The organism is Erwinia sp. AnSW2-5 (assembly GCF_045107195.1).
GTDB lineage: Bacteria > Pseudomonadota > Gammaproteobacteria > Enterobacterales > Enterobacteriaceae > Erwinia.
This window is the reverse complement of the sequence record NZ_JBJGXA010000060.1, coordinates 1-4,627: the sequence shown is the minus strand read 5'-3', so window position 1 is coordinate 4,627 and position 4,627 is coordinate 1. Positions and strand designations below refer to the sequence as shown.

At 49.0% G+C, this 4,627-nt stretch carries 4 protein-coding genes and 4 tRNA genes; 1 reads left to right on the top strand and 7 read right to left on the bottom strand.

The annotated features are described in order from the left end of the window. From ACFL9S_RS23620 to ACFL9S_RS23600, 5 genes are all read right to left on the bottom strand, one after another. Positions 1-245, bottom strand: a 245-nt coding sequence (locus tag ACFL9S_RS23620; protein WP_405264304.1) for a GTP-binding protein, incomplete at its 3' end; no start/stop codon positions are given. Between the two features lie 113 nt (positions 246-358). Then, a tRNA-Thr gene (locus ACFL9S_RS23615) sits at positions 359-434 on the bottom strand. Positions 435-440: 6 nt separating this feature from the next. Then, a tRNA-Gly gene (locus ACFL9S_RS23610) sits at positions 441-515 on the bottom strand. A gap of 212 nt (positions 516-727) precedes the next feature. Next, positions 728-812 (bottom strand) — tRNA-Tyr (locus ACFL9S_RS23605). A gap of 20 nt (positions 813-832) precedes the next feature. Beyond that, positions 833-908: transfer RNA gene (locus tag ACFL9S_RS23600), tRNA-Thr, on the bottom strand. A gap of 487 nt (positions 909-1,395) precedes the next feature. Here ACFL9S_RS23600 and coaA point away from each other — a divergent pair. Beyond that, positions 1,396-2,346 (top strand): type I pantothenate kinase, encoded by a 951-nt coding sequence (coaA, locus tag ACFL9S_RS23595; protein ID WP_200644209.1) that lies wholly within the window; start codon positions 1,396-1,398, stop codon positions 2,344-2,346. Positions 2,347-2,370: 24 nt separating this feature from the next. Here coaA and birA read toward each other — a convergent pair whose 3' ends face one another. Further along, positions 2,371-3,333 carry a bifunctional biotin--[acetyl-CoA-carboxylase] ligase/biotin operon repressor BirA gene (gene birA, locus ACFL9S_RS23590; protein WP_405264303.1) on the bottom strand — a complete coding sequence of 321 codons (963 nt, stop codon included), beginning with the start codon at positions 3,331-3,333 and terminating at the stop codon, positions 2,371-2,373. Beyond that, positions 3,330-4,367, bottom strand: coding sequence for a UDP-N-acetylmuramate dehydrogenase (gene murB / locus ACFL9S_RS23585; protein WP_405264301.1), 1,038 nt, complete (start codon positions 4,365-4,367; stop codon positions 3,330-3,332). The genes birA and murB overlap by 4 nt, the downstream gene beginning before the upstream one ends. Positions 4,368-4,627 lie beyond the last annotated feature (260 nt).

The window sequence follows — 4,627 nt, the reverse complement described above, 5'->3', positions numbered from 1 at the left end:
CAGTCAACGTGCGCGTAGTGGCGAGATGGGGTGTCATATTCAACGTGAGAAGTGTTGATGGTGATACCACGTGCTTTTTCTTCTGGTGCGTTATCGATCTGATCGAACGCACGTGCAGAACCGCCGTAGGTTTTAGCCAGAACGGTGGTGATAGCAGCAGTCAGGGTAGTTTTGCCGTGGTCAACGTGGCCGATAGTACCAACGTTGACGTGCGGTTTGGAACGTTCAAATTTTTCTTTAGACATCGCTTGTCCCTCTAAGACACGGATTAATCGGTGATATCACCACATCAACCAGGCATTGCCTGAATCGTTGAATTTTAATGTACAGAGAAGAAGCAGGGAGGGAGATTTGAAAGTGGTGCTGATACCCAGAGTCGAACTGGGGACCTCACCCTTACCAAGGGTGCGCTCTACCAACTGAGCCATATCAGCACGGCTTGGAGCGGGCAGCGGGAATCGAACCCGCATCATCAGCTTGGAAGGCTGAGGTAATAGCCATTATACGATGCCCGCATCCTGGAACTCGGCTACCTGTTCTGTCTGTAGCTTTTGAACAACTCAGAAAAAGATTTCTTCGCTATTCAGCCACCAAGCGTTTGCCTGATGACTTTGACTGTGCTTGAGCTCAGTCTGAAATCGTGATGAACAACTTATGGAAGTTGCCATCGTTCCGGTTGAGTCGTTTATCTCTCTACCGGTTTCAACTCCTGATCGCTGAGTCGAAATGGTGGTGGGGGAAGGATTCGAACCTTCGAAGTCGATGACGGCAGATTTACAGTCTGCTCCCTTTGGCCGCTCGGGAACCCCACCTGGGATATTTCGTTACTTGATGGTGCCGGCTACCGGAATCGAACTGGTGACCTACTGATTACAAGTCAGTTGCTCTACCAACTGAGCTAAGCCGGCATCAAGTGGTGCGCATTCTAGGAAGACCTGAGGGAGGATGCAACAAAAAAATTGCGATAATTGTTCTTATGCTCACTATTTGTGCAATTCTTCTCAATTTAGCGAATTTACATACAAAGTTCGGTCAAAGAAGCGCCAACCTTCTTAATCCCCTGACAGCAGTGGAACCCGGTGGATGACGCTAAAATATCAACCCGGTGTACTTTAGCGCATAAAAATTCACCTTTTACAAAAAATTGGATCTCACCTTCGCGCTTAATCAGGCTGGCTTTTCATTGCCCGCGAAAAATATCATTAATGCGGGTGCGGTTACGTTTGCATCTTTGCGTTATCTTTTTTCCTTCTTATTCATGCCTGTCTGGTGGTAACCTCCGACAATTGTTTTATGAAATTTCCCTTAGTACTTAAGCCTGACAACAACCGCAACATGTTGTCATGAACCGGCTAACCTATTGAAGGGTGAAAAATTGCTGGCAGAAGCACGCATATGAGAAAAAAAGACGCCTTGTTAACGACACCTTATCTGCATTTCAATCGTGGCCAGTGGGCTGCGCTGCGTGATTCGGTGCCAATGACGCTATCCGAAGACGAAATTGCACGTCTTAAAGGCATTAACGAAGATCTCTCCATGGAAGAAGTGGCAGAGATTTATTTGCCCTTATCTCGTCTGTTGAATTTCTATATTAGCTCTAATTTACGACGCCAGGCCGTGCTGGAGCAGTTTCTCGGGACCAATGGCCAAAAAATCCCGTACATCATCAGTATAGCGGGCAGCGTCGCGGTGGGTAAAAGCACCACAGCCCGTGTATTGCAGGCATTACTTAGCCGCTGGCCAGAGCATCGTAGAGTCGAACTGATTACCACAGATGGCTTCCTGCATCCAAATGCGGTGCTCAAAGAACGTGGGCTAATGAAGAAGAAGGGCTTCCCGCTCTCTTATGATATGCACCGTTTGGTCAACTTTGTTTCAGACCTCAAGTCTGGTGCTTCTCAGGTTACCGCCCCGGTCTATTCACATCTGATTTATGATGTGATCCCCGAGGGTGATAAAATTGTGCAGCAGCCGGATATTTTGATTCTGGAAGGGCTGAACGTATTGCAGAGTGGCATGGACTACCCGCATGACCCTCATCACGTCTTCGTTTCAGATTTTGTGGATTTCTCAATTTACGTCGATGCTCCTGAAGCACTTCTGGAACAGTGGTACATCAACCGTTTTCTAAAATTCCGTCAGGGCGCTTTTACCGATCCAGACTCCTATTTCCACCATTATGCACAACTGCCAGAAGAAGAGGCGGTAGGGATTGCAACCCAACTGTGGAAAGAGATTAATCATCTGAATTTAAAAGAAAACATCATGCCAACGCGTGAACGAGCAAGTTTGATCATGACGAAAAGCAGCGACCATGCGGTCGACCTTGTCAGATTAAGAAAGTAACAAAAGGGGCATAATGCCCCTGTTTTAATTCTGTGGCCGCAAAGAAATTTCACCGCCAACCCAGGACTTTCTGACACCATCCTGCTCAAGAATTAACCCTCCCTGCTGGTCAATTCCTCTTGCCGTTCCGAAGATCTCCCGATCGCCAATCAGCAACTTCACCGGACGGTCAATAAAGTTGTCTAACAGCGCCCAACGCTCTACGAAGGGTGCCAGACCATCCTGTTCAAACTGTGCCAGCGCCGTTCGCATCTTGTTTACTATCAATGCTGAGAGTGCATTACGGTCGACGGTAACATCAGCTTCCTGGAGGTTAATCCAGCCCTGATTAATCACATCAGCACCGGGTTCACGCATGGCCAGGTTAATACCAGCACCAATCACGATCTGCGCAGCATCGCCGGTTTTACCTGTCAGTTCAACGAGGATGCCTGCCAGTTTACGATCATCAAGGTAAATATCATTTGGCCATTTAACCCGAATGCCCGGGGCACCTTGTTCCTGCAATGCTTCAGCCAGAACAATACCAATAACAAGGCTCAATCCCATTGCGGCAGCAGGCCCCTGCTCAAGCCGCCAGTACATGGACAGATAGAGGTTCGCACCAAAGGGAGAAAACCACTGGCGTCCACGTCTTCCACGCCCTGCCTGCTGATATTCAGCAACGCATGCATCACCAGATTGCAAACTGTCCATACGATCGAGTAAATACTGATTGGTTGAGTCGATCACCGGGATAACGGCCAGACGACCCTGTTCAAGCTGAGCATTAATGGCCTGCTCATTCAGTAACTGCATAGGAAATGAAAGGCTGTAACCTTTCCCAGTAACAGTGAAGACATCAATGCCCCACTCTTTCAGGGTCTGTATATGCTTGTTAATTGCAGCACGACTCATACCTAAATGCTCACCGAGCTGCTCACCGGAATGGAATTCACCATCGGCCAGAATACTCACCAGCTTTAAGGGTACGGTGTTATCTTTCATGCGATAACCTCAACAGCATCTGTTTCACCCTGAGCGGCAATAAAGCGCACTTCCGGCTCCAGCCACACGTTAAATTTGTCTGCCACGCGATGGCGCACGGTACGGGCCAAATCGACAATATCCTGCCCACTGGCATCTTCCGCGTTAATCAATACCAGCGCCTGTTGTTGATGCACCGCTGCGCCGCCAAGGCGGAATCCTTTCAGGGCACATTGGTCGATCAGCCAGCCAGCGGCCAACTTCACGTTCCCGCTCTCCTGTGGATACTGCGGAATGCCTGGGTACTTTATTTGCAGTGCCGCAGCCAGATCTGCGCTCACCAGCGGGTTTTTGAAGAAGCTTCCTGCATTTCCTGTCACTTCAGGATCAGGCAGCTTGCTACGGCGCATATGGCAAACGGCATCGAACACCTGCTGTGGGGTTACCGTTCTGGGGTCAAGGTCGCGAAGGTCGCCATAGCTGAGTACTGGTTTCCAGTGTTTCGCCAGACGTAGCCCAACAGCAACGATGGCATATCCCTCACGATAACGATGTTTAAACACGCTGTCGCGGTAGCCAAACTGGCACTCTGAAGCACTCAGACGCCGACAAGTGCCCTCACGAAGGCTCACAATATCCACATACTCACACACCTGCTCCAGCTCGACGCCGTAAGCGCCAATATTTTGAATCGGCGCGGAACCCGCACATCCAGGAATCAACGCCAGGTTCTCTAAACCAGCCAGATTCTGTTTCAGCGTGGTTTCCACCAACTGATGCCAGTTCTCTCCGGCACCTACGTGTAAACACCACGCATCTTCAGTTTCTTCAACGCTGATGCCTTTGATGCGATTAATGATCACCTGACCGGAAAAATCCTCCAAAAACAGTACGTTACTTCCTTCACCCAACAGTAGTACAGGCTCATTTTGTTGGGTGCTCTGCTGCCAGCACCGGCAAAGTTCTTCAACGCTATCGACCACGCTGATACGGCTGGCATAAGCGTTAAGGCCGAAGGTATTCCAGGATTTTAATGAATGTTGCTGGCGGGACATAATACGACCTTCACAGAGTTAACTGTCAGATAGTGTACCCGATCCACCTTTGGAGGGTTTAGGATTTTCAGGCCATGGACATGGGAGTCTATCGATTTATGATTAACAGGATTTAAGGAATGATGGAGGAAATCTGCACGAACCAGATCGGGGAAATGGAGATCAGCGACATAAAACAGAGCTAAAATGGATAAAAAAAGACAACTCTGGCATTGAAAAGGTCAAATATGGCAGGTGATCCCCTGACAGAACGGGGACTT

Coding starts and splice junctions, on each gene's coding strand:
- coaA (WP_200644209.1), top strand. CDS start 1,396: ATGAGAAAAAAAGACGCCTTGTTAACGACACCTTATCTGCATTTCAAT.
- murB (WP_405264301.1), bottom strand. CDS start 4,367: ATGTCCCGCCAGCAACATTCATTAAAATCCTGGAATACCTTCGGCCTT.
- birA (WP_405264303.1), bottom strand. CDS start 3,333: ATGAAAGATAACACCGTACCCTTAAAGCTGGTGAGTATTCTGGCCGAT.